The organism is Streptomyces sp. NPDC001270 (assembly GCF_042896695.1).
Lineage (GTDB): Bacteria > Actinomycetota > Actinomycetes > Streptomycetales > Streptomycetaceae > Streptomyces.
On the sequence record NZ_JBIAXM010000012.1, the window covers coordinates 61,491 to 87,179 of the forward strand.

Here is a 25,689-nt window from a genome sequence, read left to right on the forward strand (position 1 = left end):
ACAGAGGGCCCCTGTCGTTCTTGCGATGATCGGTCGGTGACCACGATGCAGCAGTCCCCGTACCCCCCACCCGAGCCGCAGCGCAGACGCGGCTCCGAGCAGGGCGGCGGACACGGCCACGAGGGCCACGGTTCCGGGGCCGGACACGGCCATGGTCCGGGCCACGAACACGGTCCGGGAGCCAGTCAGGGTTCCGGCCAGAGCCCCGGCGAGGGCCACGGACACGGCCATGCACACGGACACGGCCACAGTCACGGGCCCGCGGCGCCCGTCTCCAAGCATCTGCGCAAGGTCATCGCGGCCGTCCTCATCCCGTTCACGACGGCGGTCGTCGTCGGGCTCGTGGTGCTCTGGCCCGGCGGGGCCCCGCCGCACGAGCGCACCGGGGTCGGCTTCGACCGGCAGACACAGCAGGCCACGGTCACCCAGGTCGTCGCGGTGAGCTGCAAGTCGGTGAACGCCTCGGGGGACACCCCGACCGGCGACACCTCCACCGCCGAGGGCAACTCTGCACAGCAGCAGGCCACTGGTACCTGCAAGAAGGCCACCATCCGGGTCGACACCGGCAAGGACAAGGGCCGTACGTTCACGGAGATCGTGCAGCCGGACCAGTCACGGCAACTGCACCAGAGCGAGAAGGTGGTCGTCGCCTACGAGCCGTCGGCCCCGAAGGACCTTCAGTACTCGGTCACCGATGTGAACCGGAAGCTCCCGCTGGCGCTGCTCGCCGGCATCTTCGCGCTCGCCGTCGTGGTGGTGGGCCGGCTGCGGGGCGTGATGGCGCTCGTCGCCCTGGCCATCAGCTTCCTGGTGCTGACCCTCTTCATCCTGCCCGCCGTCCTACAGGGCTCGAATCCGCTGGTCGTGGCCGTGATCGGTTCGAGTGCCATCATGCTGATCGCCCTGTACATCTGCCACGGCCTGTCGGCCCGGACCTCGGTGGCCGTCCTCGGCACGCTGGTCTCGCTGCTGCTGATCGGCGTCCTCGGCTCCGGGTTCATCGGCTGGGCGGCGCTGACGGGCAACACGGACGACAACACCGGCCTGATCCACGGTCTGTACCCGTCGATCGACATGAGCGGTCTGTTCCTGGCCGGCGTCATCATCGGCTCGCTGGGCGTCCTGGACGACGTGACGGTGACGCAGACCTCCGCCGTCTGGGAACTGCACGAGGCCAATCCCTCGATGGGCTGGCGCGGGCTGTACCGGGCGGGCATCCGCATCGGCCGTGACCACATCGCGTCCGTCGTCAACACGCTCGTCCTCGCCTACGCCGGCGCCGCCCTGCCGCTGCTGCTGCTCTTCTCGATCGCGCAGAGCAGCGTCGACACGGTCGCCAACAGTGAGTTGGTGGCGGAGGAGATCGTCCGCACTCTGGTGGGCTCGATCGGTCTGGTCGCCTCGGTGCCAGTCACCACGGCGCTGGCGGCGCTGGTCGTGTCGGCCGACCGGCCGGGGCAGACAGCCCCGGCACCCGTGGGGGCGGCGGTCCCGGCACCGGCCGCCGTGGCGCGCGGCGGTAGGGGCAGGCGCCGCAAGCGGTGACGCGCCGCCCAGAGCGGGAAGGTCCAAGAGGAAGCGTTCCTGCACAATCCGCCGCCGGCACTGCCCGGCGCCCGGCCGGCCACGTCTCAGCCGGCGCTCTGCTCCTCGGCCAGGATGCGGTCCAGGGCATCTTCGAGGTGAGCGTCGAAGTCGGCGAGCGCCCCCTCCTGGCCCAACGGCACCAGTTTGTCCGTACGGTCCAGGAACGTCACCAGCGGCGGTGCCGAGGACCGGAACACCGCTTGGTCGCCGCCGACCTGAAGCCGGATCAGCACCTCGCCCAGGGCCTCGGAATCGACGGGTGCGATGTGCACGTCACCGTCCCCGCACGGCCGGCCCACCCCGTCGATCAGCAGCTCCCGCCCGAAGGCCCAGGTCACCGGGGCGTCTCCGGGCAGGTGGAAGGTCAGCCGCACGGCATAGGGATCACAGGTCTCGTACCGCAACTCCACCGGAATGCGGAAGGAGAGCTCCTCGGAGACGAGGAAGCTCATCATGACCTCTGCCTGTACGGACTCGCGCATCGCCTACCCCGTCATGTCATGCGGACTGGCCTGGAATGACCCATTGGCACTGATGGCATCTTGCTGAACGTACACGACAGATCACAAGGAGTGAGTTTTCAGATACTGATAGAGATCGCGAGTGTCCCAAGACGACGTGCGATCTCGGCCTGCAGAAGTTCCACCGCGGGCAGCAATCGGTCGGCCTGGTGGAAGGGCACCGAAATGGCCATGGTGGCGGCCGTGGTGCCGATCGTGATCGGGATGGCCGCGCAGACCGTGCCCAGCGCGTACTCCTGCTGTTCCGCCACCGGAGTCATCCGGCGCACTCGCTCCAGGCGTCGCAGCAGGCTGTGGTCGTCGCGCACGGTGTACGGAGTGATGGACCGGACGGGGTGGCGGTCGAGATGGTCGCGCCGGGCCGTCTCGTCAAGCTGCGACAGCAGGCACTGCCCGATCGCGTGAGCGTGACCGGTCTCGCGGAAGTCCGCCCACTCCTCGACCGCCGGGTTGCCCGGGCTGTCGGAGATGCACATGATCTCGATCTCACCCTCGCGGTACGCGGCGTAGTACACGGGCACACCGATGGAATCACGCCACTGCGCAAGCGTGGAGGCCACGGTGCTGCGACGTTTCTGCCTCGCGCCGCTGCTGCTCAGCCGCACCGCCGCCTCACCGAGGAAGAACAGTCCCTTGTCGCGCCGTAGATAGCCCTCGTGCACGAGGGTGCGCAGCAGGTGGTAAGCCGTGGGGAGGGCCAGTCCGGTCTCGCGGGCCAGTTGCTTGGCGGGGGCGCCGTACTCGTGCCCGGCGACGCACTCCAGCAGGCGCATCGCGCGCTGCACGGAACCGATGAGGGTCGCGGAGTGCGGCTGCTCGGGGACCGACACGGCGGGCGGCCCCGGTACAGGGGGCGCGTCCGACGGCGGCGGTGCGAAAAGCGTGTGCGTTTCCGCAGGTGCGGTATCAACCGTGGCCAAAGGTCACTCCCGAAGCGCGAGAGGCAACCCCGTGCGGAGGAGACACGGGTGGGGGGTCTGCACCGCTCGGGAGGGCTGGACCCCGCGTGGAGTTCCGGACTCTAACCGTCGGCCACGGTTCTCGGACGGCCAGCCGGGAAACTTCCCTCGCCCGAGGGATCCGGTGACTCCTGTTTCGTCACCGGTCTCCCGCGGGGCTCACCAGTCGCCGCGCGACGAGGAGCTGGACATGAATTTCCGTACCACGTAGATGAGTCCGCCGACCAGCGCCACGAAGATCAGCGCCTTGAAGAGGAGGCCGATCACGAAGCCGACCACGGTCGCGATCAGGCCGCCGAACACGACCAGGGCGATGACCGGCACCGCGATCCACTTCACCCACCACGGCAGTCCCGTGAAGATCCCTCGCATTGCCCTCGTCCTTCTCTGCGTTCCCAACATTGCCGGACCTGCCCGCCGGTTGACGACACCTGCCGGGCGGTTCTCGATGTCCCGACGCCCGTCGACGGTCATCGAGTCCTGTTCTCGATGCTAGAGCCGCGAGGTGCCCTCGCGGGCACCTCGCATCCCTTGCGCTCCCCTGACCGTTCCCCTAGGGAATCCGGGGCCCGAGGTCACGCCTCGGGCGGAGAGAACACCACCAGGACCCGCAGATCCTCGCTGATGTGATGGAACTTGTGGGCGACCCCGGCGGGCACGTACACCACGCTGCCGCGCGCGACCTGCGTGGTCTCCGTGCCGACGGTGATCGACGCGCGGCCGCTGACGACGAAGTACACCTCGTCCTGACGGTGGGGCTGCTGCGGGTCCGAGTCTCCCGCGTCGAGCGCGTACAGGCCGACCGACATATTCCGTTCGCGTAGAAACTGCAGGTAAGCACCCTCGTTGGCGGCGCGCTCCGCCTCCAGTTCGTCCAGCCGGAATGCCTTCATCGTTCTTGCCGACCTCGCCCCACTGCTCGTCGCCGTTCCCGTCTGCCACGATCAGACACATGAAGAATTTCGTAGTCAAGACGATCGCCAATGCCGGGGCGCTGGCCGTCGCCGTGTGGCTGCTCGACAAGATCACCCTGACAGGTGACAACACGGCCAAGAAGATCGGCACCCTGATCGTCGTCGCCCTGGTCTTCGGCTTGGTCAATTTCCTGGTCAAGCCGATCGTCCAGGTGCTCACCTTCCCCCTGTTCATCCTGACGCTCGGCCTGATAACGCTGGTGGTCAACGCGCTGATGCTGCTGCTGACCTCCTGGCTGTGCGACAAGCTCGACCTGAGCTTCCACGTGCAGGGTTTCTGGACCGCCGTCCTCGGCGGCCTGATCATCTCGATCGTCTCCTGGGCGCTGCACCTCGTCCTGCCCGACGGCAAGGACTGAGCCCGCGATGACCTACCGCGTCTGCTTCGTCTGCACCGGCAACATCTGCCGCTCCCCCATGGCCGAGTCCGTCTTCCGCGCCCGCGCCGAGGAAGCGCACCTCCAGGATCTGGTCGAGGTCGACAGCGCCGGCACCGGCGGCTGGCACGAGGGCGACGGCGCCGATCCGCGCACCGTCGCCGTCCTGGAGGAGCACGGCTATGACATCGACCACACGGCCCGTCGGTTCCAGCCGTCCTGGTTCGCCCGCCTCGACCTTGTGATCGCCCTCGACTCCGGCCACCTCAAGGCTCTGCGCCGCCTGGCGCCCACGGAGGAGGACGCCCGCAAGGTGCGGCTGCTGCGCTCCTACGACCCCGCCGCCGGGGACGACCTCGACGTACCCGACCCGTACTACGGCGGGCTGGACGGCTTCACGGAGTGCCTTGAGATGGTGGAGGCAGCGAGCACGGGGCTGCTCGCCGCCGTACGTGACCGTCTGGAGGAACAGGCCGGATGAGCGACACCCCCGAGAACGACGGTCGGCCCGGCGACGGCACACGTGCCGTACGCGCCGGACTGCCCGAGCCGGTCAAGAACGAACCGACGCTGCCGGGACCGGTCTTCGCCGCCCATTTCCATCTGCCGGGCGAGGTGACGGGCCCGTACTCCTACGGCCGCGACGACAACCCGACCTGGACCCTGCTGGAGCGCGCCATCGGGGAGCTGGAAGCGCCCGGAACGGACGGCGCGGAGACACTGGTGTTCGCCTCCGGCATGGCGGCCATCTCGTCGGTGGTCTTCTCCCAGCTGCGCGCCGGGGACGCGGTCGTACTGCCCTCCGACGGCTACCAGGTGCTGCCGCTGGTACGCGCCCAGCTGGAGACGTACGGCATCGAGGTGCGCACCGCGCCGACCGCCGGCGACGCCCAGCTCGACGTGCTGGACGGCGCCAAGCTGCTGTGGATCGAGACCCCGTCGAACCCCGGGCTCGACGTGTGCGACATCCGCCGCCTGGTCGGGGCGGCACACGCGCGTGGCGCGCTCGTGGCGGTCGACAACACGCTCGCCACGCCCCTCGGGCAGCGTCCGCTGGAGCTGGGCGCGGACTTCTCGGTGGCCAGCGGCACCAAGCAGCTCACCGGCCACGGGGACGTCCTCCTGGGCTACGTCGTGGGGCGCGACGCCGAGGCCATGGCCGCCGTACGTCGCTGGCGCAAGATCGTCGGGGCGATCCCGGGGCCCATGGAGGCGTGGCTGGCCCATCGGTCCATCGCCACGCTCCAACTGCGCGTGGACCGGCAGGACACCACGGCGCTCGCGGTGGCGCGGGTGCTGCGGGACCGGCCCGAGGTGACCGGGCTGCGGTATCCGGGGCTGCCCGAGGACCCTTCGCACAGGGCCGCCGCGCGGCAGATGCGGCGCTTCGGGTCCGTGGTCTCCTTCACGCTGCCCACGCGCGCGCGTGCTGAGCGTTTCCTCGCATCGCTGCGGCTCGTCGAGGACGCGACGAGCTTCGGCGGAGTCCGGTCCACCGCCGAACGCCGTGGGCGCTGGGGAGGGGACGCGGTTCCGGAGGGCTTCATCCGGCTCTCGGTGGGCGCCGAGGATCCCGAGGACCTGGTGGCCGATCTGCTGCGGGCGCTGGACGAGTCCGCGACGTGACCGGACGAGGGGCCGGCTCGGGTTCCCGTCGGGCGCGACGGACGGTCCGAGCCTCCCCCCTCGTGGCTCGGACCGCCCCGGTTCCACGCGAAGAACCGCGCGAACAAGGCTAGTTGACTGTGTGTCAGTGTCCAATCACAGTAGCGACAGAGACCTATCGACTTATTTATAGTTGGGCTCTGCCTGGGGGACGAGGAAAGGGGCAGGGGAAAGGGAGGGCGTGCCATGGATCTGGCCTTGCTGCGCACCTTTGTGACCGTGCACCGGGCCGGTTCCTTCACCCGCGCCGCCGCGCTGCTGGGCCTGTCGCAGCCGGCGGTCACCTCCCAGATCCGGACCCTGGAGCGGCAGTTGGGCCGGCCGCTGTTCCTGCGGCAGGCCCGCGGGGTGACCCCGACGACCATCGGCGATGAACTCGCGCACAAGGCCGCCCCGCATCTCGACGCGCTGGTGGAGATAACCGAGACCGGCCTGGACGACGAGTCCTCCCTGCGCACCCTGCATCTCGCCGGTCCGCCCGAGTTCACCGCCGAACGGGCCCTTCCCGCGCTCACGGAACTCACCGGCGACGAGGGCCAGGGCTTTGCGCTCCGCGCCTCCTTCGGGAACGCCGAGGAGATCCTGGAGGGGCTGGCCGCCGGACACCACGACCTGGCCATCGGCACGGCCCGGCCGCGGGGTGCCCTGCTCACGGCGACCCCGCTCTGCGACGAGGAGCATGTGCTGGTCGCCGCCCCGCGCTGGGCGGGGGAGATCGACTCGGGGCAGTTGCGCGGCAAGGGGGCGCCCGCTCTGGAGAATCTGCCCGTCGTCGAGGTCCACGAGTCGCTGCCCTTCGTCTCCCGTTACTGGGCCTCGGTCTTCGACTGCCGCCCGGCCGCCTCGGGCACCGTGATCGTCCCCGATCTCCGGGCGGTCCTCGCATGTGCGACGGCGGGGGCGGGTCTGGCCGTCCTGCCTCGTTATCTGTGCGCTCCTGCCCTCGATCGCGGCGAGGTGGTCGCGCTGCACGAGCCCGCGGTACCTCCGCTGCGGACGTACTTCCTGGTGGTACGCACTGGCACCCTCGCCATGCCGCACATCGCACGGGCGCACGAGTGGCTCCAGCGAGCGGCCGCGGACTGGGGCTGAGTGGCCCCCGGGCCGGGTCACACCGTGCGGTCGGGCCGTGGCACTTTGCGATGTTTCACGTGGAACCAGCCGGGCCACATTCCCTCCATGACCGTCCGACCCGTGGTGAAGCGCACCGCCCGTGCCGTTCTCCTGGACGGCGACGACTTGATCCTGATCAAGCGCACCAAGCCCGGAGTCGATCCCTACTGGGTCACCCCCGGTGGCGGGGTCGAGCCGAAGGACATGACCGTCGTCGACGCCCTGCACCGTGAGGTGCACGAGGAACTCGGCGCCAAGATCACCGACGTGGTGCCCTGCTTCGTGGACACCGTGGAGCACATCGGTGCGGACGGCGGCGCGACCGGTGTGAAGGTGCAGCATTTCTTCGTCTGCCGGCTGGAGTCCATGGACCCGGCCCTGCGTCACGGTCCCGAAGTGGAGAAGCCCATGGGCGAGTACGAGATCGTGCGGGTGCCGTTCACCCGTGTCGGCATCGCCTCCGTCCATCTCGTACCGCTGTCGCTGCGGCACTTCCTGGACGGGAACATCGAGGGCGTGCGCGCCATGCACGCCCCCGATCTCGGCTGACGGTTCGGTCTCGGCTGATAGTGGGATCGCGGCTGGCAGTTCACCCGACGGTGACGAGTTCCTCGACCGAGTCGTGCCGTATGCGCTCCGAGGGGATCCCGACGTTCCGCAGCATGGTGACCCCGCTGCGGATCATTCCGGGCGGTCCCGAGAGATAGGCGTCGTACTCGTCCCAGGGACCGTATTCCCGGATGGCCTCGGGGAGCTGAAGATGCGCCTGCCGGTCGATGATCGCCCGGACCGAGAGCCAGGGGTGGGCCTGCTGGAGCCGGAGCATCGTGTCGATGTCGTACAGATCGTGATCGGTGCGGGCGCCGTAGAACACCTCGACCGAGCGGCGCTCGCCGTGTTCGGCGACATCCTCGACGAGGGCCTTGATGGGCGCTATGCCGGTGCCGCCGCCGAGACAGAGCAGACCGCTGTCGGTGGTGTGGTCGACGGTCATCGAGCCGGCAGGCGGACCGAGCCGGATGATGTCGCCGGGGCCGGCGCGGTGCACGAGCGCGTTCGAGACCCAGCCCGCGGGGACGGCCTTCACATGGAACATCAGCAGCCCGTCCGAACGGGGCGCGGAGGCGAAGGAGTAGTGCCGCCAGACCCGCGGCCACCACGGGGTCTCCACGCTCGTGTACTGCCCGGCGAGGAACGGATAAGGCTGGTCCGGGCGGACGGTGATGACCGCTACATCGGGTGTCCGGAGGTCATGGCTGACGACCTCCGCCTGCCACCAGGCCGGGGCGCGCAGTTCGTCCAGGGCCGCCGCGTCGATCATCACCTGCGAGATCTTCGTGTACGCCCGCACCCACGCCCCCTCCGTCTCCTCGTCCCACACGGCGGAGGCGTACTTGCTCAGCGCGCCGATGAGGCACTCGCCGACGGCCGGGTAGTGATCTGGCCGGGTGCCGTACTTGCGGTGGCCCCGGCCGAGGTTCTGCAGGTAGTCCACGAGGACGGGAGCGTTGTCGATGTGCTCGGCCGCGATCAGCAGCGCCTTGAGCAACCGGTCCCGCTGGGCATCCATCGCGGCCGGGAACAACGGCCGCAGATCGGGATGGCGGACGAAAAGAAGCGCGTAGAAGTACGAGGTGACCTTGTCGGCGATGGGAGCGACCTCGGCCATGGTGCGCCGGATGAGGATGGCGTCCGGGGATGCGTCGGGAATCGCGGAGGCGGAGCGCTGCGAGGGCACCCGCGGTTCGTGCTGCGGAGGCTCGGACGGAGTGGACGGCGCCTCGGGGGGTCCGGATACGGGCCCCGGTATTCGCTCCCCAGGCTCCGGAACTCCGGCGGTGCCGGTCGCGGTTCCGTACACAGGAGCGGCGGGGCCGGTCGCGGCATGGGGGACGGGAGCGGCGGGGCCACGCGCGGGATCGGGGGAAGGAACAGCGGATTCGGTCGCCGAAGTACGCTCGCGGCTCTCTGCCGCGCGCCGGCCCACCGGTCGCAGGACCGCGGGGCGGCGGCCGTCCGGCGCGTCCTGCTCGCCGTCCGACGGCTCGATCGGCGGCATCTTGCGTGGCGTGAACCAGCTGCCCCCGCCAGAGGTGCCGTTGTCCGCCGACGTGGTGGTCGGAGCGTCCATGGTGTGCCTCGCCTCGAACATCTTTCGGTCGGTCTGCGCACTTCCTCGAACGGGAGGTGCCTGCTTTCCCTGCGGACGATGTGCCCTTCCCGCTCCGGCCCGGCGGCCGGTGAAGCCACCGCAGCTTCCCACTCCGAGCGGTGGTCCGGGCCGCATACCCGGAAATGCGGGTGTTCGATCTCTCCGTCCCGTGAGGCTCCTTTACCCTTCGGCTCGAACGGGATGGCTGAACTTCACCCCGCACATGAACCGGAGTCGACCATACCGGCAGCCGCCGCCCACACAAGTCCCCCCTTCCTCCCTCACGAATCAAACAACGGGCGAACCATGGATTCCCTCAATTACCGGACGTGCCCGACTAATTCATAGATATCCCGCAGATCCCGCCCACCCTGGCAAGGCAAGCCTGTAGGGGTCAGACGCCTCTTCAGGTTTCACGTGAAACACCTCCACCTGTCCACTTGCTGTCCAGATGGCCACGGCGTGGCCAAAAGCGCATGCGTCTGCTCGAAACAGGTGGACGCCGGGGGTGCCATTCGGACAGCCTGACCTGCGTGCCGACTCCTTCCCTCGCCTCTTTGCCCATCCGTCGCCTGACACCGCGTGATCTCAGCGCCTGCGCCGACTTGTCAGAGAATCGGGGGTGGCCTCGCGAGGAACACAAGTGGGGCTTCCTCCTTACGGCAGGGAGGGGTTACGGCATCGATGACCCCGACGGTGGTCTCATCGCCGCTTGCGTCGTCACGCGGTACGGTCCGCAGGACCGCCCTGACCTGGCTGCCATCGGGATGGTCCTGGTCGCCGAGCGGCATGCCCGCCGAGGCGTGGGGCGCCGCCTGATGCGTCACGTCGTGTCGACGATGGAGACCACGCCCCTGACGCTGTACGCGACGCCGTACGGGCGCCCGCTGTACGAGGAGTTGGGTTTCAAGGTCACCGGCCGCGCGGAGATGGTGCGCGGGCACTTCCGTCCTCAGGGTCCGGAATCTTCGGTGGCGACCCGCGCGGCCACCGCCGAGGACCTCAGCTCGATCGTCCGACTGGACGAGGAGGTGTTCGGTGCCGATCGCACCCCCCTCATCACCCGACTGCCCGCTTTCGCCGACCAGTTGTGCGTGGCCGAGGACAACGGCCGGATCATCGGGTACGCGGCTGCCTGGCCCAATATGGACACTCAGGTCGTCGGACCGCTGGTCGCCCATGACACGGAGACCGCACAGGCCCTGATCACCGCCCTCGCCGCCCGCACAGACCGCCCGCTGCGCACCGACATCGACGTACGGCATGAGGGGTTGCTGGCGTGGGCCAGGGAGCGCGGGCTGGCGTCCGTGTCCTCCAATGCTGTGATGGTGTACGGCAGCACGGAATTGCCAGGCGACTGGACCCGCAGGTTCGCCCCGCTGACGGTAGCGGCAGGCTGAGAAACGGTCTCGGGGACCGGGGCAGGCCGGCGGTCCGGGCCGGCGCCGTGACCGGGCGGGCGCCGTCGGCGACCCGGCCGGCCCAGGAGAGCAGCCCCGCCGCGCAGCCCGGCGGCCCGTACCGACGGCGCCGGACGGCGGGCCGTATCTGGGGGACCAGGCGGCCGACGACTACTGGGCCGACGAAGCCGAGGGCCGCGACGGGTGACGCAGGCCACCGTCGGCCGACCTGGCGCCCGCTTACCCAACGGGACGCCGACGACATCGGTGACGTTCAGCCCGGGCTGAGCGTCATCCCAAAGGCCCCGGTCTTCTCGCTCGGGGCAGCCAGTTCCGCGGCGGCGACCGCCTGGCACCGAAGAAGCTCCGAATTAATTGCATACGCGGGCTATGTGCAATCGCAGTCTATTGCGGATGTGCTCTACCCTGGTATCTGCCGGTTCCGGGACGGAGGAAACGCCCATGACAGCGACCGACCCCTCACTCACTGCACTCGCCCAGGGCTGGTGCGCCCTCTCCCTGCTGCACGGAAGGATCGAGGCGCGTATCGAGCGCGCCCTGCAGACCGGCCACGGCCTGAGCGTGCGCGAGTACTCCCTGCTCGACGTGCTCAGCCGACAGCATGACGGTGAAGGGGGCCATCTCCAGATGAAGCAGGTCGCCGACGCGGTCGTCCTCAGCCAGAGCGCCACCACCCGACTGGTCACCCGGCTTGAGGACCGCGGGCTGCTGGAGCGCTATCTGTGCCCGACCGATCGCCGCGGCATCTACACGAACGTCACTGAGGCAGGACTCACTCTGCTCAAGGAAGCGCGGCCCACCAACGACGCAGCCCTGCGCGAGGCCCTCGACGAGGCGGCCACCAACCCCGAGCTGGCCCCGCTCGTACAGGTCGTCGAGTCACTGAACGTGCCCACGTAGGCTGCGAGCATGGGAGATCTTGAAATACGCGACGCCGTCGCCGACGACGTCCCCGCAATCGTCGCCATGCTCGCCGACGACCGGCTGGGCGCCCAGCGGGAGTCTCCGGACGATCTCACCCCGTATCTGGCCGCCCTGGACCGGCTCGCCGCCGACCCGAACCAGATGTTGGTCGTCGCCGTACTCGACGGCCGCACCGTCGGCACGCTCCAGCTCACCTTCATTCCCGGGCTCTCGCGACGTGGTGCCACCAGGGCGCTCATCGAGGGCGTGCACATCCACGCCGACGAGCGCGGCAACGGCCTGGGCACACAGCTCATCGAGTGGGCGATCGAGGAATCCCGGCGCCAGAACTGCAAGTTGGTCCAGCTGACCTCCGACAACAGCCGCACTGACGCACACCGCTTCTACAAGCGGCTCGGGTTCGCCGCCTCGCACACGGGCTTCAAGCTTCAGCTCTGAGCCCCATGTGGCCTGTTTCACGTGAAACAGGCCACCGCCACTGCCACACGGACCGCAACGCCCGCCTTACCGGCAGCGGCGCCCCGTGGCCGGCTAGCGGATCCCCCGCCATCCCTCGGGGTCCACTCCGCCGGGCACGGGAGCGCCCTCGTCGTACGGCTGCCGCGTGAACACGAACGACCCGAGGTCGAGATGGCTCACCGACCCGTCCGGACGCCGTACGGCCCGCAGAAGCTCTCCGTGGTAGTAGCCCTCCAGCCCGGTCCAGGTGCCGTCGCCATTGGTCCGGAAACGCGAACCGCGGCCGTTGCCGGCGAGCGGCCCCAGAGAGACGAGCCCGTCGGCCGTCACCCGCAGGCCAAAGGCATGGGTGCCCCAGTACCACTGCCCTGCCAACTCCAGCACGGACGGATCGATCTCGCGCAGCGGCCGCCACGGCTCGGGGATCCTCGGCTCGGCCTCGGCCACGATCCGGACGAGGTCGGCGCCCACCGCGCCGAGCAACGGACCGGAGGTGCAGTTCGCCAACACCACGGCGGCCACATCGTCCGCGACGCTGATCGTGAGGCTGGCCAGGAAGCCGGGAAGCGAACCGGAGTGACCCACCAGCAGTCGGCCGTGGCGGTATTGGATCTGCATGCCGAGTCCGTAGGTGATCCCATCCGCCACATCGGCCGCCTCGGCAGGCGCCGCGGGCGTCCGCATCTCACGCACGCTGTCCGCGCTCAGGACCCGTTCGTCCCCCTGAGTCAGAAAGACAGCGAACCGAGCCAGGTCGCCGGTGGTGGACCACAGCTGACCGGCCGGGGCCATCCGGCCGAGATCCTCGACCGGCTCGGGCAGCAGCGCGTCGGCCCAGGGGTGGACGGCCCATCCGCCCGCATGCGGGGCCCGGGGCCGGCCACTGGTGCGGTCGAGACCGAGCGGTTCGAGCACCTCCCGACGGAGCACTTCCTCCCACGGCGCGCCACGCACCTCCTCCACCAACGCACCCAGCAACGTGTAGCCCGGATTCGAGTAGTGGTGCCGGCGACCGATCGGATGTACCAACGGCTTTTCACCCAGCACATCGCTCAGTTCGGGGCGCAGCGCTCCGGGGGTCCGTTCCCACCAGGGAGCCGGTGACTCGGCAGCCAACCCGCCGGTATGCGCCAGCAGTTCGGCGATGGTGGCCTCCCCCACGCCGGTGCCCGGCAGATGCTTCTCCAGCGGATCGCCGAGTTCCAGCACACCCTCGTCCCGTAGCCGCAACACGAGAACGGCCGTGAACGTCTTCGTGATCGACCCGATCCGGTACTGCACGTCCTCATCCGGACCATGCCCGTCCACCGAGGTCCGGGACCCGTGCCACACGGTCCGCCCGTCCCGTACGACCGCGGCCACCAGCGACGGCGCCCGTCCCTCGGCCTGCGCCACGGCGATCCTGTGCAGCAACGCCCGTCGCGTGGCGGGGAACAGTTCTTCTGGAGATGTCGTCATGCCCCCAGTCCATCCTCCGGAGGCAACCACGTCGACTTCATTTCTTCCGTTTCACCGGCGGCCGATTCGTCGGTCGAGTCCACACTCGATGAACCGGCCTCCCGGAGCTCACCCGGGCGCTGCTGTCGCCGTCCGAGGCGCCGGATGCCGATGTGCGGGCGCGGCCGCGTCGGCGTCGGCAGGCTCCCGGGACCGTACGCCCGCCGTCGCCGACATCCTGGCGGCGTTGCTCAGCGAGAACAACCAACTCGTACGCCTGGAGGCCGCATACGCCCTCGCCCTGCGCAACGGCCCTCGCACCGCTGAGGCCATCGAACGGGTGGGGCCTCTCAAGGGAACAGGCAGCAACTCACGTATCGCCCTCTGACGTCGAGGGGCTGAGCGCTCAGATGTTGTTGGCGATGCGTTCGTGGTCTCGTTCACCCTCGCGGGTCTGGATACCGGCAGCGAGCAATTTGTGGGCGAGCTCGGTGACCTCGTCGCCGAACGCCGCGAACAGGGCCTCGTTCTCGACGGCATAGGCCGCGTGGGGGATCGGTTGCGCGATCGCGTCGACCGTGGTCTTGATAGCGGAGATCACTTCTGGCCGCAGGCCGGCGATCCGCCGGGCAAGGGCGTCGACGAACGCGTCGAGCTCGGCGGCGGGCAGAGCGCGGTTGATCAGGCCGTACCGCTCCGCCAGTTCCGCGCCGACGAGTTCGGCGCCGAGAATGAGCTCAAGGGCACGGGCCCTGCCCGTCAGGCGCGTCATGTTCACCGTGCCGCCGCCTCCGGGGAGGATCCCCATCAAGGACTCGGGCTGTCCTTGCCCCGACTTGCCGATCGCCGCGAACCGCATGTCCAGGTACATGAAGAACTCGTTACCGGCACCGCGTGCGAAGCCGGCGAGCTTGCCAATGGTGACCTGCGGCAGCGAACGGACCTCTTCGCTCACGGCCTGAAGGATGTTGAAGCCATCGGGGATGGTCGCGTCCGGTGCGGCCGCGATCGCGGCGCGCGTGGCGGCAGGCAGGGCATCCGGGTCGGTGAGGTAGGCCATGTCGCCGTGCGCGATGAAGAACTCCGGGTCGGCGCTCTCGAAAACGATGACGCGGACGTCGGCGTCATCGCGTACTCGGGCGATGAATGCCCGGAGCGACGGCAGCAGGACCGCGTCCATCAGATTGAGGGGCGGGTGGTCGATCGTCACTGTCGCAACCCCCTCCGAGACGTTGATCGTCAGGGCGGAGAGGTCGTCGTAGCTCATGGAGGGCTCCACTTCGATTGAGGCTCGCGCTTGATCGCGCTACCGGCCGAGGGCGTAGATGGCGCTTCCCGGCTTCATGTCTGACACTGAGTATCAGGTTACAAACTTGTACCCACATCTGCAAATGAGTGTGCTGCAGTACACTCGGTGTATGAGTTCCGCACCTGTCGGCACACGCGAGATCGGCCGTCACGCGGTGCGGGCCGAGCTGGCCCGCGTGGCGTTCAACCGGTTCTGCCTCACCGGCTTCAATCAGGTCACCTTCGCCGATCTGTCCGAAGCCGCCGGAGTGTCGCGAAGCACGTTCCTGCGCTACTTCGGCACCAAGGAAGATGTGGTGCTGTACGTCTTCGACCCGCTCGGCGACGTCATTGCGGACGCGCTCGACACCGATCGGGCCGACGAGGACGACTGGAGCAAGCTGCGCAGGGCTCTCGGCTCAGCCGTGACGTTCCTCCTGCGTGACGTCCAAGAACTCCTGACGATCCTCGGCCTCATCGAACAGACCCCGGCCCTGTGCGCACGGCTCAGGGAGAAGCAGGCCGAATGGCGCCCCGGGATCGTTGCCCGACTCCAAGAGACAACCGCCGCGGCCGGCGGGCCATCGGTCGTCGCGGACGTTCGCGTCGCGGCGGCGCTCGAATGCCTGTGGATCGTCCTCGGGCAGTGGACCGCGAGCGGCGGTCAGGATGACCTCGACGAACTTCTCGACGCGGCGTTCGCGGCCTTCTCAACCCCGGAACACCGGCAGGTGAGCACTCCGGCGTGATCCAAGCCGGTGGCGCTCAGTCGGTGAGTCGGCGGCAGCCGGTGAGACTGGGCGACGGTTGCAAGGGCAAGGACGCGCTCGGACTTGCCTTCGGAGCGTCGGTGCTCCGAGCCGGGGGTCTCACGGTGACTGCACACATGCCATCCACAGGCAGCCGGCTCTGAGACCCCACACCTCCCGCGATCAGGTCTGTGCCATGTCCACGAACCGCGAGTAGTGGCCCTGGAAGGCGACCGTGATCGTCGCTGTGGGGCCGTTTCGGTGCTTGGCGACGATCAGGTCAGCCTCACCCGCGCGGGGTGACTCCTTCTCGTACGCATCCTCGCGGTGCAACAGGATGACCATGTCGGCGTCCTGCTCGATGGAGCCCGACTCGCGCAGGTCGGAGACCATCGGTTTCTTGTCGGTGCGCTGCTCGGGACCGCGGTTGAGCTGGGAGAGCGCGATGACGGGAAGCTCCAGTTCCTTGGCGAGGAGCTTGAGGTTGCGGGACATGTCCGAGACCTCCTGCTGACGGCTCTCGGCACGTTTGGACCCGCCGGACTGCATCAGCTGGAGGTAGTCGATGACGACCAGCTTGAGGTCGTTGCGCTGCTTCAGCCGACGGCACTTGGCGCGGATCTCCATCATCGACAGGTTCGGGGAGTCGTCGATGTACAGCGGGGCCGCCGTGACGTCCGGCATACGGCGGGCCAGCCGGGTCCAGTCCTCGTCGGTCATCGTGCCGGACCGCATGTGGTGCAGGGCGACACGCGCTTCGGCGGACAGCAGACGCATCGCGATCTCGTTGCGGCCCATTTCGAGCGAGAAGATCACACTGGGCAGGTTGTTCTTGATCGAGGCGGCCCGGGCGAAATCCAGCGCCAGTGTCGACTTGCCCATGGCGGGACGCGCGGCGATGACGATCATCTGCCCCGGGTGCAGACCGTTCGTCAGGGAGTCGAAGTCGGTGAACCCGGTGGGCACTCCCGTCATCTCCCCGCTGCGCGAACCGATGGCCTCGATCTCGTCGAGAGCGCCCTCCATGATCTCGGCAAGCGGCAGATAGTCCTCGCTGGTCCGCTGCTCGGTGACCGCGTAGATCTCGGCCTGGGCCTGGTTGACGATCTCGTCGATGTCGCCGTCGGCCGCGTATCCCATCTGGGTGATGCGGGTACCGGCCTCGACCAGGCGGCGCAGGACCGCCCGCTCATGGACGATCTCCGCGTAGTACTCGGCGTTCGCCGCCGTCGGCACGGTCTGGACGAGCGTGTGCAGATAGGACGAGCCGCCGACCTTGTTGATCTCGCCGCGTTTGGTGAGTTCCGCGGCGATGGTGATGGGGTCAGCCGGCTCGCCCTTCGCATAGACGTCGAGGATCGCCTGGTAGATGGTCTCGTGAGCGGGCTTGTAGAAGTCGTGGCCCTTGAGGACCTCCACGACGTCGGCGATGGCGTCCTTCGACAGCAGCATGCCGCCGAGAACGGACTGCTCAGCGTCGAGGTCCTGTGGCGGTACCCGCTCGAAGGACGTGCCACCACCGTCCCATCCGCCGCTCTCCCGGCCGCGTTCGTGCTGCTCGTCCCGGCTCGGACCGGCATCCCCGCGGCGGCGGGAAGCAGGCAGACGATCACTGGGCCCGCTGTCGGCCCACGGGTCGTCCAAGGGCTCGGAAATACTCACCGAGCCACCTCCTCCCGTCCGCCGAGCGGACCTCGCCGTGCCTCTCTTTTGTACGGCACGGCACTGACAAATGAAGACGCCCAATTCCGGTTGTGACACGTCGGTTTTGTGAGGGTTCCGAGGCCAGTACGGCGGACGGGCGCCGGACCACGTTAGGCCCCTCGGCACCGTCAGCCAATCTGGTTATCCACAGGCCATGTGGACGACGGCCCCGATGCTGTGGAGAACCTGGCAAAACCTGTGCACGACACGGTGGACAGCCCTGTGAACAAGCCCCCACCCCTTCCATAGAAGCCCCTCTGACCTGCACGTTTCCCGTCCACCGGCTGTGCAGAAGAAAAACTTTCCCGGTCGGACCAAGATCGTGTCGAACAGTGCACGAGAGCACACTCCGTGACCATCGAAGTAAGGGACACAACTGCATTGCATCTCTTACCTGTGGACGATTAGATTAGCGCCCATGCCACAGGCTCCCGCGATACCCAGGGCCACTCTCCGACGGCACGACCGAGAGATTGTCGCACTGGCCGTTCCGGCCTTCGGCGCGCTGGTCGCCGAGCCGCTTTTCGTCATGGCGGACAGCGCGATCGTCGGCCATCTGGGCACGACGCAGTTGGCCGGCCTCGGTGTCGCCTCGGCCCTCCTGACGACTGCCGTGAGCGTCTTCGTCTTCCTCGCCTATGCCACCACGGCGGCGGTCGCCCGACGGGTGGGCGCAGGCAATCTCAAGGCAGCCATCCGCCAGGGCATGGACGGCATCTGGCTGGCACTGCTGCTCGGAATTGCCGTCATCGTCGTCGTCCTGCCGCTCGCCCCCGCCATCGTGGACCTGTTCGGCGCCTCGTCCACCGCGGCACCGTACGCGACGACCTACCTTCGGATCTCATCGCTGGGCATCCCGGCCATGCTGGTCGTGCTGGCCGCCACCGGTGTCCTCCGCGGGCTCCAGGACACCCGGACCCCGCTCTACGTCGCAGTGGCGGGCTTCGTCGCCAACGCGGCCCTCAATGTCGGACTCGTCTACGGCGCCGGACTCGGCATCGCCGGCTCCGCCTGGGGCACGGTCATCGCTCAGTGCGCAATGGCAGCGGTCTATCTCATCGTGGTCGTCCGGGGCGCCCGTGAGCACGGTGCATCACTACGGCCCGACGCCACCGGTATCAGAGCCTCCGCACAGGCTGGTGTCCCCTTGCTCGTCCGTACGCTCTCGCTACGGGCGATCCTCATGATCGCCACAGCCGTCGCGGCCCGGCTCGGAGACGCCGACATCGCCGCCCACCAGATCGTGCTGTCGCTCTGGAGCTTGCTGGCTTTCGCCCTCGACGCCATAGCGATCGCCGGGCAGGCCATCATCGGCCGCTATCTGGGAGCGGACGATCCACAGGGTGCTCGGGAGGCATGTCGCCGCATGGTGCAGTGGGGCACAGCGGTCGGAGTGGCCCTGGGGCTCCTGGTGGTCGTGGCTCGTCCGGTGTTTCTGCCCCTGTTCACCGGTGACCCCATCGTCAGGGATGCCGCGTTGCCCGCCTTGCTCATCGTGGCGCTGTCCCAGCCGATCTGCGGAGTGGTCTTCGTACTCGACGGCGTCCTGATGGGCGCGGGGGACGGGCCGTATCTGGCCGGGGCCATGGTGCTCACTCTCGCGGTCTTCGCCCCGGTGGCCCTGCTTGTGCCCGTGTTCGGCGGCGGGCTCACCGCAGTCTGGGCGGCCATGACGCTGATGATGACCATGCGAATGCTGACGCTCTGGCTGCGTTCTCGCTCCGGCCGCTGGGTCGTCACGGGCGCCACACGCTGAGGTTTCACGTGAAACACCGCGTGCTGCCACGTTTCACGTGAAACGCGCTCACCGCCAACGCCACACGGCCATGCGAGACCATGTAAAAGGGGCCGTACCCGTCTTGGGTACGGCCCCTTCTACAGCTGATCCGAGAGCAGCGATCAGGCCGCGATGACCTCGACGTTGACCTTGGCGGCAACCTCGGGGTGCAGACGCACGGACGTCTCGTGGGCTCCCAGGGTCTTGATCGGAGCGGACAGCTCGATACGACGCTTGTCGACCTCGGGGCCACCGGAAGCCTTGATCGCGGAGGCGATGTCGGCCGGGGTGACGGAACCGAAGAGACGGCCGGCGTCGCCGGAGCGGACGGCCAGACGGACCTTCACGCCCTCAAGCTGGGCCTTGACCTGGTTGGCCTGCTCGATGGTCTGGATCTCGTGGATCTTGCGAGCACGACGGATCTGCTCGACGTCCTTCTCGCCGCCCTTGGTCCAGCGGATCGCGAACTTCCGCGGGATCAGGTAGTTGCGAGCGTAACCGTCCTTGACGTCGACGACGTCGCCCGCGGCACCGAGGCCGGAGACCTCATGGGTGAGGATGATCTTCATGAGTCGGTCACCCTTCCCTTAGCGCGCGGTGGAGGTGTAGGGCAGCAGCGCCATCTCACGGCTGTTCTTGACGGCCGTGGCGACGTCACGCTGGTGCTGCGTGCAGTTGCCGGTCACGCGACGGGCACGGATCTTGCCGCGGTCGGAAATGAACTTCCGCAGCATGTTCGTGTCCTTGTAGTCAACGTACGTGACCTTGTCCTTGCAGAATGCGCAGACCTTCTTCTTCGGCTTGCGCACAGGCGGCTTCGCCATGGTGTTTCTCCTGTGTGATCAAGAAGTGTGGGTACGGCCCCGCCCCTGGTCCGGAATCTGGGATCCGAGGACCTAGAAGGGAGGCTCGTCCGAGTAGCCGCCACCGCCGCCGGAGCCACCGCCCCAGCCGCCGCCACCCTGCTGGCCACCACCGGCGGGAGCGCCGGTCGCCCAGGGGTCGTCGGCAGGAGCGCCGCCGCCCTGCTGGCCACCACCGGGGCCGCCGCCCCAGCCGCCGCCACCCTGCTGGCCGCCGCCACCGCCGCCGTAACCACCCTGGCCACCGCGGCCGCCACCACTGGTCTTGGTGACCTTGGCCGTGGCATTGCGGAGGCTGGCGCCGACCTCTTCGACGTCCAGCTCGTAGACCGTGCGCTTGACGCCCTCACGGTCCTCGTAGGACCGCTGCTTCAGCCGGCCCTGCACGATGACGCGCATGCCTCGCTGCAGCGACTCGGCGACGTTCTCCGCTGCCTGACGCCAGACCGAGCAGGTCAGGAACAGGCTCTCGCCGTCCTTCCACTCATTCGTCTGACGGTCGAAGGTGCGCGGAGTGGACGCGACGCGGAACTTCGCGACCGCCGCACCGGACGGGGTGAAGCGCAGCTCGGGGTCGTCGACAAGATTGCCGACGACCGTGATGACGGTCTCGCCTGCCATGGGGAACCTCTCGGCGGGTTTGCTCTGGCTGCTTGCTTGCTACTCGGATCCCGAGTTCAGACTGAGCGGAAGCTCAGTGCATCTCGGGGCGGAGGACCTTGGTCCGCAGGACCGACTCGTTCAGGTTCATCTGGCGGTCGAGCTCCTTGACGACCGCAGGCTCGGCCTGCAGGTCGATGACCGAGTAGATGCCCTCGGGCTTCTTCTTGATCTCGTACGCGAGACGACGACGGCCCCAGGTGTCGATCTTTTCGACCTTGCCCCCGCCGTCACGGATGACGGACAGGAAGTTCTCGATCAGTGGGGAGACAGCGCGCTCCTCAAGATCGGGGTCGAGGATGACCATCACCTCGTAGTGACGCATGTGGAACCCACCTCCTCTGGACTCAGCGGCCACGGTCGTTCCGTGGCAGGAGGGTTGTGATGCGTACGCAACGGTATCGGCCGCCACTGACGATCGGGGGTCCCGCCGGGACTCCCGCAGCGGTCCAGGCAGACACCGGTGCAGACCGTACACAGTACCCGGACACCGGCTTCCGGTTGAAATCCGGTCGTGGGAGCCGTCAATCTGTACACATCGGGTGTGTATGGCGCTACGATGCGCCGCCTTCCGCAGGAGGTGCCCTATGGCACAGGTATTGCGACCCAACACCGCCGGATCCCTCTTGGCCACGGACGACAAGCCCCATCCGCTCCAGGACGCCCTGCTCGCCGTGACACTGGTGCTCGGGCTGACGGCCTTCATCTCGTCGTTCTTTCACAGCCTGCACCTGCTCAGCTCCTGGACCGGTCTGGTGGGCATCCTCACCGGCGCCTGGGGGCAGTGGGTCTCGGAGACCACGCGTCAGCGGTTCGGTCTGGTATTGGGTCTCGGTGCCGCGGGCGTCGGCCTGCTGATCGGAATGGCACACGGCGGCCTGTTCGGCGGCGTCCTCTGAGCCGCGGACACCGTCTGCCGAACTCCATGTAAAACATCTCGGAACGCCCCGGCGGTGCACAGGCCGGGGCGAAGGTTCCGTACGGCCAGTCGGGGCGCCGGGAAGGCGCAGTAGGCTTCGGCGCGAGAGCCGGAGCCCCTGTACCCAGGGGGACACACCAGCCCGAGGAGCGCCCCGAATGAGCCTGACCCTGAGGACCATCAGCCGCGAGCAGCATCTGGCCTACATCCAGGGGCTGCAGGCGGCGAGCCACATGCAGGTCCCGGCCTGGGCAGACGTCAAGGCGGAGTGGCGCTCCGAGAGCCTCGGCTGGTTCGACGACCGTACGGGCGAGTTGGTCGGCGCGGGCCTGGTCCTCTACCGCCAGTTGCCCAAGATCAAGCGCTACCTCGCGTATCTGCCCGAGGGCCCGGTCATCAACTGGTTCGCACCCAATCTGGACGACTGGATCCAGCCGATGCTCGCCCATCTCAAGCAACAGGGCGCGTTCTCCGTGAAGATGGGCCCGCCGGTGATCATCCGGCGCTGGGAGGCCAACTCCATCAAGCAGGGCATCCAGAACCCGGATGTGAAGCGCCTGCGGGACATCGAGGCCGACTTCATCGAGCCGCGTGCCTTCGAGGTGGCCGACAAACTGCGTCGTATGGGCTGGCAGCAGGGCGAGGACGGCGGCGCCGGCTTCGGCGATGTCCAGCCCCGCTATGTCTTCCAGGTACCACTCGCGAACCGCTCCCTCGAAGACGTCCACAAGAACTTCAACCAGTTGTGGCGGCGCAACATCAAGAAGGCTGAGAAAGCCGGCGTCGAGGTCGTCCAGGGCGGCTACCACGACCTTGAGGAGTGGCAGCGGCTGTACGAGATCACCGCTGTTCGCGACCACTTCCGGCCTCGCCCGCTCTCGTACTTCCAGCGCATGTGGACGGCCCTCAACACCGAGGACCCCAACCGCATGCGGCTCTACTTCGCCCGGCACAACGGCGTGAACCTCTCGGCAGCGACGATGCTGGTCGTCGGCGGTCACGTCTGGTACTCCTACGGCGCCTCCGACAACATCGGTCGCGAGGTCCGGCCCTCGAACGCGATGCAGTGGCGGATGCTGCGCGACGCCTACGCGCTCGGCGCAACCGTCTATGACCTGCGGGGGATCTCCGACTCGCTGGACGAGACCGATCACCTCTTCGGACTGATCCAGTTCAAGGTGGGCACGGGCGGCCAGGCCGCCGAATACCTCGGCGAGTGGGACTTCCCGCTGAACAAGCTGCTCCACAAGGCTCTGGACATCTACATGTCGCGCCGCTGAGCGCACGTTGGGTGCTGCGATACCGTCGATAGCTCTCATACCTCTGATACACCGCAGCCACGAGAAAGGTTCCAGGTCCGGCCATGGCGCTCACGCTCTACGTCGACACCGCGCGCTGGCGGGCGCACCACAAGCACGTACAGGAGCAGTTCCCCGCGCTCGTCCCGGTCTGCAAGGGCAACGGCTACGGCTTCGGGCACGAGCGTCTGGCGGAGGAGGCCACGCGGCTGGGCTCCGACGTCCTCGCCGTCGGCACGACGTACGAGGCCGCACGGATCAGGGACTGGTTCGGCGGTGACCTGCTGGTGCTGACGCCCTACCGGCGCGGCGAGGAACCGGTACCGCTGCCCGACCGGGTGATCCGCTCGGTGTCGTCCGTGGACGGCGTGTACGGCCTCGTGGGCGCCCGTGTGGTCATCGAGGTGATGTCCTCGATGAAGCGGCACGGGATCAGTGAACGGGAGCTGCCGCAGCTGCACACCGCCATAGAGAACGTCCGGTTGGAGGGCTTCGCCATCCACCTGCCGCTGGACCGCACCGACGGCTCGGACGCCGTCGAGGAGGTCATCGGCTGGATGGACCGGCTGCGGGCGGCCCGGCTGCCGCTGCACACGATGTTCGTCAGCCATCTGAAGGCCGAGGAACTCGCCCGGCTCCAGCAGCAGTTCCCGCAGACCCGGTTCCGCGCTCGTATCGGTACCCGGTTGTGGCTCGGGGACCACGAGGCCACCGAGTACCGCGGCGCGGTCCTGGACGTCACTCGTGTCGCCAAGGGGGACCGTTTCGGCTACCGGCAGCAGAAGTCGGCCTCCGACGGCTATCTGGTGGTCGTGGCGGGTGGTACGTCGCACGGGGTGGGGCTGGAGGCCCCGAAGGCTCTGCACGGCGTCATGCCGCGGGCCAAGGGCGTGGCACGGGCGGGCCTCGCCACCGTCAACCGGAACCTTTCTCCATTCGTCTGGGGCGGCAAGCAGCGATGGTTCGCCGAGCCGCCGCACATGCAGGTGTCGATCCTGTTCGTGCCCTCGGAGGCGCCCGAACCGAGGGTCGGGGAGGAGCTGGTGGCCCATCTGCGGCACACCACCACACAGTTCGACCGGCTGATGGACCGCTGAGCGACCGCCTGAGACAGCCGAAGGGCCGTACACGGACTGCGTGTACGGCCCTTTTCTTGGCCCTGATACGCCCTGTGCCCTGAGCCGGTCCGTGCCACGGCCCGGTGACGCCCCGTGGCACGGTTACCTCAGCTCCATGGCACGGTAGGCCGGTTCACGGACGGCGGAGTGCCCGCATCCAGGGTCTGTTCGCTCAGAGCGAACGGTCTCTGGAGGACGACTGCCCGTCTACACCCCACTCCACCTGAGGCGCGTCGAAGTGGACGGCATGGCGTGGCGGACGGGCGGCGATACCGAGGACGAAGACGTCCTCCGCTCCGTCGAGCACGCCGCCGGAGGGATCGTCGTCTCCGGACCGGCGCACGACATCCCGCTCCGGCATGAGGATGTCCCGGACGATCATGGCGCAGAGGAACAGCGTGCCCAGCAGGTGCACCGCGATCGCCCAGTGGTACCCCTGGGCGGGCAGGCCCTTGTGGGCGTCTCCGCTGGTCGTGTAGGCGAGGTACATCCAGATCCCCAGGAAGTACGCCACCTCGCATGCCTGCCAGATCAGGAAGTCCCGCCACTTCGGCCGGGCCAGGACGGCGAGCGGCACCAGCCACAGGACGTACTGCGGCGAGTAGACCTTGTTGGTGAGGATGAAGGCAGCCACGATCAGGAAGGCGAGCTGTGCGAAGCGCGGCCGGCGCGGGGCGACGAAGGCTAGGGCCGCGATGCCGCCGCAGCACAGCAGCATCAGCAGCATGGCGAGTGTGTTGACCGTGTCGGTGCTGGGCGGGTTCGTCGAGTTCTGCGCCCAGATCAGCCAGAAGGAACCGAAGTCCACGCCCCGTTCCTGGCTGAACGTGTAGAACTTCGACCAGCCCTCGAAGGCGAAGAGCATCACCGGCAGGTTCACCACGAGCCAGGAGACCGCGGTACCGCCCAGGGCCTTGCCGAAGTCCTTCCATTTGCCCGCGCGCCAGCACAGGACGAGGAGGGGGCCCAGCAGCAGTACGGGATACAGCTTGGCGGCCGTGGCGAGCCCCAGGAGGACCCCGAAGGCTAGAGAGCGGCCCCGCGACCACATCAGCATCGCCGCGGCCGTCAGCGCGACCGCCAGCAGGTCCCAGTTGATGGTTGCGGTCAGGGCGAGGGCGGGTGCAAGGGCGACCAGCAGGCCGTCCCAGGGGCGCCTGGCGTGCGTGCGGGTCACACAGACGGCGATGACGGCGAGGCACACCATCAGCATTCCGGCGTTGACGAACCAGTACCACTGTTCCTGGTGCTGGATGCTGCCGCTACCAGGTGTGAGCCAGGCGGCCACCTCCATGAACACGCCGGTGAGGACCGGGTATTCGAGGTAGTTCATGTCGCCCGGGAGCTTGTCGAAGTAGGGCACGAGCCCGTCGGCGAAGCCGCGTCCCTGATAGAGGTGCGGAATGTCCGAGTAGCACGCATGCGTGTACTGCGAACTGGCACCGAAGAACCAGCCACTGGTGTAGCAGGGTGCCTTCTGGACCAGGCCAAGGGCGAACATGCCGATCGCCACCAGCGCGATCACCCGGACAGGCGTCCACCAGGACGTGCCGAGCAGGGCACGCCGGCCGATGGGGCCGCCGATCAGCTCACTGCCGGCCGCGGCGACCTTGTCCTCCCTGGTCGGCCGCACCGGCTCCGGCTCGTGCACGCTTGCGGGCGTCATCTCTGCACTGGGCATGGTGCACATCCTGCCGTACGTGCCTGGGAACATGCGGAGGGCCG

The 25,689-nt window shown here is 68.3% G+C and carries 28 protein-coding genes; 15 read left to right on the forward strand and 13 right to left on the reverse strand.

From position 1 onward, the window contains the following. Positions 1–36: 36 nt before the first annotated feature. On the forward strand, positions 37–1,545 hold the full coding sequence (locus ACFY2B_RS21285; protein ID WP_390764649.1) for a YibE/F family protein: 1,509 nt from the start codon (positions 37–39) through the stop codon (positions 1,543–1,545). 86 nt (positions 1,546–1,631) lie between these two features. Here ACFY2B_RS21285 and ACFY2B_RS21290 read toward each other — a convergent pair whose 3' ends face one another. The 4 genes from ACFY2B_RS21290 to ACFY2B_RS21305 all read right to left on the reverse strand — a co-directional run bounded on the left by ACFY2B_RS21290 (position 1,632) and on the right by ACFY2B_RS21305 (position 3,960). Beyond that, the gene (locus ACFY2B_RS21290; protein WP_390764650.1) at positions 1,632–2,069 is read right to left on the reverse strand and encodes an SsgA family sporulation/cell division regulator; all 438 of its coding nucleotides are present in this window, start codon (positions 2,067–2,069) and stop codon (positions 1,632–1,634) included. 98 nt (positions 2,070–2,167) lie between these two features. Next, positions 2,168–3,028: an IclR family transcriptional regulator gene (locus tag ACFY2B_RS21295; RefSeq protein WP_390764651.1), complete on the reverse strand. Its 861-nt coding sequence runs from the start codon at positions 3,026–3,028 to the stop codon at positions 2,168–2,170. Positions 3,029–3,226: 198 nt separating this feature from the next. Further along, a complete protein-coding gene (locus ACFY2B_RS21300) occupies positions 3,227–3,439 on the reverse strand; it encodes a DUF5326 family protein (RefSeq protein ID WP_390764652.1) in 213 nt (70 codons plus the stop codon). Positions 3,440–3,642: 203 nt separating this feature from the next. Beyond that, positions 3,643–3,960, reverse strand: a complete 318-nt coding sequence (locus ACFY2B_RS21305) for a cupin domain-containing protein (protein WP_376530902.1) — start codon at positions 3,958–3,960, stop codon at positions 3,643–3,645. Between the two features lie 59 nt (positions 3,961–4,019). On the opposite strand from ACFY2B_RS21305, the gene ACFY2B_RS21310 reads away from it, so the two are divergent. The 5 genes from ACFY2B_RS21310 (at position 4,020) to ACFY2B_RS21330 (ending at position 7,745) form a co-directional block, all read left to right on the forward strand. After that, the gene (locus ACFY2B_RS21310) at positions 4,020–4,400 is read left to right on the forward strand and encodes a phage holin family protein (RefSeq protein ID WP_376530899.1); all 381 of its coding nucleotides are present in this window, start codon (positions 4,020–4,022) and stop codon (positions 4,398–4,400) included. A 7-nt stretch (positions 4,401–4,407) separates the two neighbouring features. Beyond that, positions 4,408–4,899, forward strand: coding sequence for a low molecular weight protein-tyrosine-phosphatase (locus ACFY2B_RS21315; RefSeq protein ID WP_390764653.1), 492 nt, complete (start codon positions 4,408–4,410; stop codon positions 4,897–4,899). Beyond that, positions 4,896–6,044, forward strand: coding sequence for a cystathionine gamma-lyase (locus ACFY2B_RS21320; RefSeq protein WP_390764654.1), 1,149 nt, complete (start codon positions 4,896–4,898; stop codon positions 6,042–6,044). Before ACFY2B_RS21315 ends, ACFY2B_RS21320 begins: the two co-directional genes overlap by 4 nt. 225 nt (positions 6,045–6,269) lie before the next feature. Further along, positions 6,270–7,175 carry a LysR family transcriptional regulator gene (locus ACFY2B_RS21325; protein ID WP_390764655.1) on the forward strand — a complete coding sequence of 302 codons (906 nt, stop codon included), beginning with the start codon at positions 6,270–6,272 and terminating at the stop codon, positions 7,173–7,175. A gap of 87 nt (positions 7,176–7,262) precedes the next feature. Continuing rightward, a complete protein-coding gene (locus ACFY2B_RS21330; RefSeq protein WP_390764656.1) occupies positions 7,263–7,745 on the forward strand; it encodes an NUDIX domain-containing protein in 483 nt (160 codons plus the stop codon). A 40-nt stretch (positions 7,746–7,785) separates the two neighbouring features. Here ACFY2B_RS21330 and ACFY2B_RS21335 read toward each other — a convergent pair whose 3' ends face one another. Then, positions 7,786–9,348 (reverse strand): globin domain-containing protein, encoded by a 1,563-nt coding sequence (locus tag ACFY2B_RS21335; RefSeq protein WP_390764657.1) that lies wholly within the window; start codon positions 9,346–9,348, stop codon positions 7,786–7,788. Positions 9,349–9,881: 533 nt separating this feature from the next. Between ACFY2B_RS21335 and ACFY2B_RS21340 the strand changes: the two genes are divergently transcribed. The 3 genes from ACFY2B_RS21340 to ACFY2B_RS21350 all read left to right on the forward strand — a co-directional run bounded on the left by ACFY2B_RS21340 (position 9,882) and on the right by ACFY2B_RS21350 (position 12,131). After that, the gene (locus ACFY2B_RS21340) at positions 9,882–10,748 is read left to right on the forward strand and encodes a GNAT family N-acetyltransferase (protein ID WP_390764658.1); all 867 of its coding nucleotides are present in this window, start codon (positions 9,882–9,884) and stop codon (positions 10,746–10,748) included. A 462-nt stretch (positions 10,749–11,210) separates the two neighbouring features. Further along, on the forward strand, positions 11,211–11,669 hold the full coding sequence (locus tag ACFY2B_RS21345; protein WP_390764659.1) for a MarR family winged helix-turn-helix transcriptional regulator: 459 nt from the start codon (positions 11,211–11,213) through the stop codon (positions 11,667–11,669). A gap of 9 nt (positions 11,670–11,678) precedes the next feature. Continuing rightward, on the forward strand, positions 11,679–12,131 hold the full coding sequence (locus tag ACFY2B_RS21350) for a GNAT family N-acetyltransferase (protein WP_390764660.1): 453 nt from the start codon (positions 11,679–11,681) through the stop codon (positions 12,129–12,131). A gap of 93 nt (positions 12,132–12,224) precedes the next feature. Here the strand turns inward: ACFY2B_RS21350 and ACFY2B_RS21355 are convergent, their stop codons facing one another. Next, positions 12,225–13,610 (reverse strand): serine hydrolase domain-containing protein, encoded by a 1,386-nt coding sequence (locus ACFY2B_RS21355; RefSeq protein ID WP_390764661.1) that lies wholly within the window; start codon positions 13,608–13,610, stop codon positions 12,225–12,227. Positions 13,611–13,836: 226 nt separating this feature from the next. On the opposite strand from ACFY2B_RS21355, the gene ACFY2B_RS21360 reads away from it, so the two are divergent. Continuing rightward, on the forward strand, positions 13,837–13,977 hold the full coding sequence (locus ACFY2B_RS21360; RefSeq protein WP_390764662.1) for a hypothetical protein: 141 nt from the start codon (positions 13,837–13,839) through the stop codon (positions 13,975–13,977). A gap of 18 nt (positions 13,978–13,995) precedes the next feature. On the opposite strand, the gene ACFY2B_RS21365 is transcribed toward ACFY2B_RS21360, so the two are convergent. Then, entirely contained in the window at positions 13,996–14,856 is an 861-nt protein-coding gene (locus ACFY2B_RS21365; protein ID WP_390764663.1) for an enoyl-CoA hydratase/isomerase family protein, read from the reverse strand. 196 nt (positions 14,857–15,052) lie between these two features. Between ACFY2B_RS21365 and ACFY2B_RS21370 the strand changes: the two genes are divergently transcribed. Continuing rightward, entirely contained in the window at positions 15,053–15,625 is a 573-nt protein-coding gene (locus ACFY2B_RS21370) for a TetR/AcrR family transcriptional regulator (protein ID WP_390764664.1), read from the forward strand. Positions 15,626–15,808: 183 nt separating this feature from the next. Here the strand turns inward: ACFY2B_RS21370 and dnaB are convergent, their stop codons facing one another. Further along, a complete protein-coding gene (dnaB, locus tag ACFY2B_RS21375; protein WP_390764665.1) occupies positions 15,809–17,287 on the reverse strand; it encodes a replicative DNA helicase in 1,479 nt (492 codons plus the stop codon). A 460-nt stretch (positions 17,288–17,747) separates the two neighbouring features. Between dnaB and ACFY2B_RS21380 the strand changes: the two genes are divergently transcribed. Further along, positions 17,748–19,085: an MATE family efflux transporter gene (locus ACFY2B_RS21380; RefSeq protein WP_390764666.1), complete on the forward strand. Its 1,338-nt coding sequence runs from the start codon at positions 17,748–17,750 to the stop codon at positions 19,083–19,085. Positions 19,086–19,228: 143 nt separating this feature from the next. Here the strand turns inward: ACFY2B_RS21380 and rplI are convergent, their stop codons facing one another. The 4 genes from rplI to rpsF form a co-directional block, all read right to left on the reverse strand. After that, the gene (gene rplI, locus ACFY2B_RS21385; protein WP_376530866.1) at positions 19,229–19,675 is read right to left on the reverse strand and encodes a 50S ribosomal protein L9; all 447 of its coding nucleotides are present in this window, start codon (positions 19,673–19,675) and stop codon (positions 19,229–19,231) included. An 18-nt stretch (positions 19,676–19,693) separates the two neighbouring features. Next, positions 19,694–19,930 carry a 30S ribosomal protein S18 gene (rpsR, locus tag ACFY2B_RS21390; RefSeq protein WP_003949403.1) on the reverse strand — a complete coding sequence of 79 codons (237 nt, stop codon included), beginning with the start codon at positions 19,928–19,930 and terminating at the stop codon, positions 19,694–19,696. 72 nt (positions 19,931–20,002) lie between these two features. Further along, complete coding sequence (locus ACFY2B_RS21395; protein ID WP_376530864.1) at positions 20,003–20,590, reverse strand: single-stranded DNA-binding protein; 588 nt, start codon at positions 20,588–20,590, stop codon at positions 20,003–20,005. Positions 20,591–20,663: 73 nt separating this feature from the next. Further along, positions 20,664–20,954 (reverse strand): 30S ribosomal protein S6, encoded by a 291-nt coding sequence (rpsF, locus tag ACFY2B_RS21400; protein ID WP_376530862.1) that lies wholly within the window; start codon positions 20,952–20,954, stop codon positions 20,664–20,666. A gap of 262 nt (positions 20,955–21,216) precedes the next feature. On the opposite strand from rpsF, the gene ACFY2B_RS21405 reads away from it, so the two are divergent. The 3 genes from ACFY2B_RS21405 to ACFY2B_RS21415 all read left to right on the forward strand — a co-directional run bounded on the left by ACFY2B_RS21405 (position 21,217) and on the right by ACFY2B_RS21415 (position 23,943). Further along, entirely contained in the window at positions 21,217–21,528 is a 312-nt protein-coding gene (locus ACFY2B_RS21405; RefSeq protein WP_390764667.1) for a hypothetical protein, read from the forward strand. A 178-nt stretch (positions 21,529–21,706) separates the two neighbouring features. Next, positions 21,707–22,828: a peptidoglycan bridge formation glycyltransferase FemX gene (gene femX, locus ACFY2B_RS21410; protein WP_390764668.1), complete on the forward strand. Its 1,122-nt coding sequence runs from the start codon at positions 21,707–21,709 to the stop codon at positions 22,826–22,828. Between the two features lie 83 nt (positions 22,829–22,911). Beyond that, positions 22,912–23,943 carry an alanine racemase gene (locus ACFY2B_RS21415; protein WP_390764669.1) on the forward strand — a complete coding sequence of 344 codons (1,032 nt, stop codon included), beginning with the start codon at positions 22,912–22,914 and terminating at the stop codon, positions 23,941–23,943. Between the two features lie 193 nt (positions 23,944–24,136). Here ACFY2B_RS21415 and ACFY2B_RS21420 read toward each other — a convergent pair whose 3' ends face one another. After that, entirely contained in the window at positions 24,137–25,645 is a 1,509-nt protein-coding gene (locus tag ACFY2B_RS21420) for a glycosyltransferase family 87 protein (protein ID WP_390764670.1), read from the reverse strand. Between the last annotated feature and the right edge of the window lie 44 nt (positions 25,646–25,689).

What these genes read in the sequence shown, in the direction of transcription:
- ACFY2B_RS21420 (WP_390764670.1), bottom strand. Translation starts at nt 25,645, where the DNA reads ATGCCCAGTGCAGAGATGACGCCCGCAAGCGTGCACGAGCCGGAGCCG.
- ACFY2B_RS21415 (WP_390764669.1), top strand. Translation starts at nt 22,912, where the DNA reads ATGGCGCTCACGCTCTACGTCGACACCGCGCGCTGGCGGGCGCACCAC.
- ACFY2B_RS21325 (WP_390764655.1), top strand. Translation starts at nt 6,270, where the DNA reads ATGGATCTGGCCTTGCTGCGCACCTTTGTGACCGTGCACCGGGCCGGT.
- rplI (WP_376530866.1), bottom strand. Translation starts at nt 19,675, where the DNA reads ATGAAGATCATCCTCACCCATGAGGTCTCCGGCCTCGGTGCCGCGGGC.
- ACFY2B_RS21310 (WP_376530899.1), top strand. Translation starts at nt 4,020, where the DNA reads ATGAAGAATTTCGTAGTCAAGACGATCGCCAATGCCGGGGCGCTGGCC.
- rpsF (WP_376530862.1), bottom strand. Translation starts at nt 20,954, where the DNA reads ATGCGTCACTACGAGGTGATGGTCATCCTCGACCCCGATCTTGAGGAG.
- ACFY2B_RS21330 (WP_390764656.1), top strand. Translation starts at nt 7,263, where the DNA reads ATGACCGTCCGACCCGTGGTGAAGCGCACCGCCCGTGCCGTTCTCCTG.
- ACFY2B_RS21405 (WP_390764667.1), top strand. Translation starts at nt 21,217, where the DNA reads ATGGCACAGGTATTGCGACCCAACACCGCCGGATCCCTCTTGGCCACG.
- ACFY2B_RS21350 (WP_390764660.1), top strand. Translation starts at nt 11,679, where the DNA reads ATGGGAGATCTTGAAATACGCGACGCCGTCGCCGACGACGTCCCCGCA.
- ACFY2B_RS21365 (WP_390764663.1), bottom strand. Translation starts at nt 14,856, where the DNA reads ATGAGCTACGACGACCTCTCCGCCCTGACGATCAACGTCTCGGAGGGG.
- ACFY2B_RS21305 (WP_376530902.1), bottom strand. Translation starts at nt 3,960, where the DNA reads ATGAAGGCATTCCGGCTGGACGAACTGGAGGCGGAGCGCGCCGCCAAC.
- rpsR (WP_003949403.1), bottom strand. Translation starts at nt 19,930, where the DNA reads ATGGCGAAGCCGCCTGTGCGCAAGCCGAAGAAGAAGGTCTGCGCATTC.
- ACFY2B_RS21290 (WP_390764650.1), bottom strand. Translation starts at nt 2,069, where the DNA reads ATGCGCGAGTCCGTACAGGCAGAGGTCATGATGAGCTTCCTCGTCTCC.
- ACFY2B_RS21355 (WP_390764661.1), bottom strand. Translation starts at nt 13,610, where the DNA reads ATGACGACATCTCCAGAAGAACTGTTCCCCGCCACGCGACGGGCGTTG.
- ACFY2B_RS21320 (WP_390764654.1), top strand. Translation starts at nt 4,896, where the DNA reads ATGAGCGACACCCCCGAGAACGACGGTCGGCCCGGCGACGGCACACGT.
- femX (WP_390764668.1), top strand. Translation starts at nt 21,707, where the DNA reads ATGAGCCTGACCCTGAGGACCATCAGCCGCGAGCAGCATCTGGCCTAC.
- ACFY2B_RS21335 (WP_390764657.1), bottom strand. Translation starts at nt 9,348, where the DNA reads ATGTTCGAGGCGAGGCACACCATGGACGCTCCGACCACCACGTCGGCG.
- ACFY2B_RS21345 (WP_390764659.1), top strand. Translation starts at nt 11,211, where the DNA reads ATGACAGCGACCGACCCCTCACTCACTGCACTCGCCCAGGGCTGGTGC.
- ACFY2B_RS21300 (WP_390764652.1), bottom strand. Translation starts at nt 3,439, where the DNA reads ATGCGAGGGATCTTCACGGGACTGCCGTGGTGGGTGAAGTGGATCGCG.
- ACFY2B_RS21380 (WP_390764666.1), top strand. Translation starts at nt 17,748, where the DNA reads ATGCCACAGGCTCCCGCGATACCCAGGGCCACTCTCCGACGGCACGAC.
- ACFY2B_RS21395 (WP_376530864.1), bottom strand. Translation starts at nt 20,590, where the DNA reads ATGGCAGGCGAGACCGTCATCACGGTCGTCGGCAATCTTGTCGACGAC.
- ACFY2B_RS21315 (WP_390764653.1), top strand. Translation starts at nt 4,408, where the DNA reads ATGACCTACCGCGTCTGCTTCGTCTGCACCGGCAACATCTGCCGCTCC.